The sequence below is a fragment of the Frankia canadensis genome (assembly GCF_900197875.1).
GTDB lineage: Bacteria > Actinomycetota > Actinomycetes > Frankiales > Frankiaceae > Frankia > Frankia canadensis.
Window position 1 is genome coordinate 1 of sequence record NZ_FZMO01000305.1, and the last position, 4084, is coordinate 4084.

The following is a 4084-nucleotide window of genomic DNA, read 5'->3' on the forward strand; positions in this document are numbered from 1 at the left end:
ATCTCCGCGTACAACCGAGCCGCCGCGCTCGAAACCATCGTCGCCCCCCAGCCAGTGCCATCGCTTCCCATATGTCCGGAAGGCAAGGATAGACAACTACTGAGCGTCACTAGAGTCGGCATCCGGGCCTGGTAGCGGTAGCTCCACCCGGATCTCGCGCCTACGGCTCCGGCGCCTTCGCTTCTGGTGGCGGCTGGACCCGCGTTGTGGGCTGTGCTGGTGCTGATTCAGACCTAGATCCGCCAGTAGTACGGTTCGTCTGATGAAAGATCGGTGATCTTTCCTTTTCGGGCTTGTTGATGTTGTCTCTGGGTGGTGGGCAGGGTGACGGCCCGGCTGTCGCGCCGGGTCGGCGCCGGGTCCACGGCCCGGAGGATGTCGTGGGGAGGGAGATCCGCTGGTCAGGCGGCTGTCGGAAGGGCGCGAGCCGGTCGAGGCCGGTAGGTAGGTGCTGGTCGCGGCCGGGTGGTAGGCGCAGGGTGAGGGCCCCGGCGTGGCGGGTGACCCGGCCGGGAATCAGGATCAGTTCGTGGCGGAGCCGGTCACCGTGGGCGCGCCCGGCGTGCTGGTCGAACCCGGTCAGGGCCTGGAGCATCGTGGACAGCCAGCCGGCCAGGATCGCCGCCCACATCCAGACCTGGTTGACGGCCGAGTCGGCCGAGGGCAGGTGGCGCAGGCCGGCGCCGAGCTTGGCGTCCTTGATCCGGGTCTCGATGTCGGCGCGGCCACGGAACCAGTGCTCGACGGCGACGATGCCGTCCGGGTCGTTGGCGGGGATGTTCGTGACGATGAAGCTGACCGCCCAGGCGTGGTCGACGACCCCGTCGAGGGCGAGGGTGAGCTGGTCTTTCGGGATGGTGCGCCGACGCCGCGAGCGGGGGTCGGCGGAGATCTCGCCGGCGGGGACCTTCACCCGGCGGATGACCGTGTAGGTGCCGGGCGGCCAGCCCGCCGGCGCAGAGGAGCTGGCGGCGACCTGAGCGCCGGTCATGTCCCGGGCGTCGGTCCAGGCGTTCTCCTCGACGGCGGCGTAGGCCCGCCACAGCGCGCTGTTGCGCGGGGCGGCGATCGCGAAGTCGACGCCCGCCGCCACGGCGGCGCGGGCGAGCTCGCCGGTGAAGAACCCCGAGTCCGCGCGGAGAAGCGGCGGCGCGCAGACCGCGGCAGGCAGGTTGGACAGCGCCCGGGCGAGCAGCCCGGCGGCCCGCGGCCGGACGTCCTGGTCCCCGGCAAGCAGGTCGGCGGCCAGGACCAGGCCGGCCCTGGCCCACGACGCCAGCAGCGGCCGGCCCGCCTTCTTCCCCTCGTAGGTATAGGCCACGCCACGCTTCTTACGGCCGAAGACCTCCACGTCGGAGGAGTCCAGGTCGATCGTCGGCCGCCCGGTGACCAGTTCGGCGCGGCGCTGAGCCGGCAGCCGGGCCAGCCAGCGCGACGCCAGCACCCCGACCGCCCCCTCGACCCCGGCCAGCTGCGCCAGACCGAACCGGCCCGCAAGCCTCGCCGCCGTCCGCGACGGCGCGAACGGCACCGCCGCCAGCAACCCACCGGCCTCGTCGGACCGCAGCCGGTCCAGCCCCGACAGCGTCGCCTGCCCCGCCACCTGCGCGCTCGCCAACCCGACCAGCAACTCCCCGCCCGAAAGCCCCCGCGCCCGCTGCTTGACCGGCCCGACCTGGTCGTCGAGAGCCTCGACGACCCCGAGCCGATCCACCAGCTCGGCGACCGCGACCAGCCCCGCCATCCCCGTCAACGACCGGTCCACAGGCCCGACCCGAACCCGCGGGGCCCGTCGCCTCGGCCCGGTCGATCTGCGTAGTCTGTTCACCCGGCGGGTGCCTCTCGTCAGGGCTTCATCGGTAGGTGTGGTAACCCCGATTCTCCCTGCACGGCAGGCACCCGCTCACGTTCCAGCGATCTACGAACCCCCAACATCAGCCACTACTGGCGGATCTAGGTCAGATGCCGAGGTGACGTCCAGCGGTGGTCCGGCGGAGTGGCTGGCCGACGCGGTGATCTACCACATCTACCCGCAGAGCTTTTCCGACTCTGATAGTGATGGCATCGGAGACCTGCGGGGTATCGAGGAGCGGCTGGACTACCTGGCCTGGCTGGGCCTGGACGTCGTGTGGCTGAGTCCCGTGTTCACCTCCCCGTTCCGTGACGCCGGGTACGACGTGATGGATTACCGCGCCATCGCGTCCCGGTACAGCGCCGTCGATGACCTGGTGTCGCTGGTCGACGCCGCCCGTCAGCGGGGTATGCGGATTCTGCTCGACCTGGTCGCCGGGCACACCTCCGACGAGCACCCGTGGTTCATTGCCGCCGCCAATGATCCCGACGACGACTGCAGTCAGTGCACACTGCCCTCCGGTGGCGCGAACAGGCGCAGAATGCGCGCTTGTTCCGGCTCCATCCTCAGCAGCCCGTTGCCTGCCCGCGGGAAGATCTCGGCCGACTCCCACTGCGCGGCCCGAACGCTCGTCGCCGTCCCCGTCTTAACCCCGCGGGCTCGAAGCTCGTCGAGCAGCCGCTGGGCGTCGAACAGGTAGACCGCTGCGATGGTCCAAGGGCGGGTTCCGCCACGCGATGACGCCGCCACCGAGGTCGGACCGGTGAATACGAGATAGTAGTCCAGCACCGCCGACTCGGTGATGTCGAGCAGGTTCTCCCGTTTGAGGTACCACTTCACGTTCACGGTCCGTCCTTGCAGCGGACCGGTGGTGAAACGGCCGTCGATCGCCGCGGCGACCGCCGACTGCTCAAGCTCCACGTGGAAGACCCGCGCCGCGATCCACTCACCCAGGTGCCCGGCCGTCATCGGCCGGCCGATGACGGCAGCGATCCGCTCATCGACAGCGTTACGTTGCCGCAGCAGGTCGGCGATCTGTTCCAGTTCTCCGCTCACACGGATGATCTTTGCATGATGCGGGCGACGAAAGGGTACACGCTCCGGCCGGATCGAGCTGGCGCCGGCGGGAGCCGTCGTCGGGGTCGCCCACGGCGCCGGCGCGTTCTCTTTCCCCCGACCGGCTCGCCGGCACCGGTGACACCCCGGACGCACCCGGCCATGATCAGCGAGGGCCGCGGCTGAGGTGAGGCAGGTGGACGACGAGCAGGCACGGGACCTGAACGCGGCGAAGGCCCAGACGGGATGCGCTTCGCCTGGACCTTCGCGTTGCTCTCGAGAACCTCAGGGCCACCCTCTACCGCTCGCTCGTCACCGGCGGCAGGTATCGCAGCAGGAGCACGTCGCCCATCTGCCGAACCCCGACGAGCCGCATCCGCCGATCCGAGTTCCACGGGAACGAGCCGCCGTCGACAAACCGCGGCGCCTCGGGCTCCCCGACGAAGAACGAGGCGACCACGAGATGCAGCTCGTCCACCAGGCCCGCGGTCAGGAACTGGGTCAGGACGCGAGTCCCGCCCTCCACCATCAGCCGGCCGATCCCGCGGCGATGGAGGTCGGCCAACACCTCGGCCAGCTCCAGCTTGGGACCGGCGTCGACCACGGTGGCGACGTCGCCGACCACCTTCGCCGCCGCCAAGGCCGATGACGGGCAGTACACCAGGCGGGGCGCGTCCCCGACGGTCGCGGTGAAGAAGCTCGCCGCCGGGTCGAGGCGTCCACTGCTCGTCAGGGTCACCTTCGCCGGGCTCGGGGGGAGTCCGGCGGCCACACGGGCGTCCCGACGCTACTGCGAGCGGACCAGCAGGCGCGGGTTGTCCCGGCGGATCGTCTCCGCGCCGACCAGGAGCGCGTCACAGCTCGCCCGCGCCTCGTCGACCCGGTCGAAGTCCTCGTCGTTGGAGAGGAGGAGTCGTGCCGACGTCGCGTCGTCTATGTACCCGTCCACGGACATCGCGCAGCTCAGCAGGACGTAGGGGCGATCGGTCATCTGTCGTGACTCCGGATCTTCGTCAGGTGGCGGCCAGATCGGTCCGGTGTTCGGTCATCGCCCTGTCCGCCTGGCGCTCATCCGTGGTTGCGCCGTGATCGGCCCCGCGTTTTCCGGACACATTCTATCAGTCGGTTTTAGGCCGCATCATTGCGGTTCAGGAATTCGTTGTGGACTTCTTGCGG

2 protein-coding genes and 2 pseudogenes are annotated in these 4084 nt (G+C 70.1%); 1 reads left to right on the forward strand and 3 read right to left on the reverse strand.

Translation table 11 applies throughout. The features are described from left to right. Window positions 1–160: 160 nt before the first annotated feature. Window positions 161–1828: an IS1380 family transposase gene (locus C1A33_RS21465; protein WP_279354681.1), complete on the reverse strand. Its 1668-nt coding sequence runs from the start codon at window positions 1826–1828 to the stop codon at window positions 161–163. 184 nt (window positions 1829–2012) lie between these two features. Here C1A33_RS21465 and C1A33_RS38060 point away from each other — a divergent pair. Further along, window positions 2013–2333 (forward strand): annotated as a pseudogene (locus tag C1A33_RS38060) (alpha-amylase family glycosyl hydrolase); the annotation flags it as partial. Window positions 2334–2353: 20 nt separating this feature from the next. Here C1A33_RS38060 and C1A33_RS36885 read toward each other — a convergent pair. Beyond that, window positions 2354–2908, reverse strand: a complete 555-nt coding sequence (locus C1A33_RS36885) for a hypothetical protein (protein ID WP_101833205.1) — start codon at window positions 2906–2908, stop codon at window positions 2354–2356. 298 nt (window positions 2909–3206) lie between these two features. Further along, window positions 3207–3899: pseudogene (locus C1A33_RS21480) on the reverse strand (RibD family protein). Window positions 3900–4084: the final 185 nt, after the last annotated feature.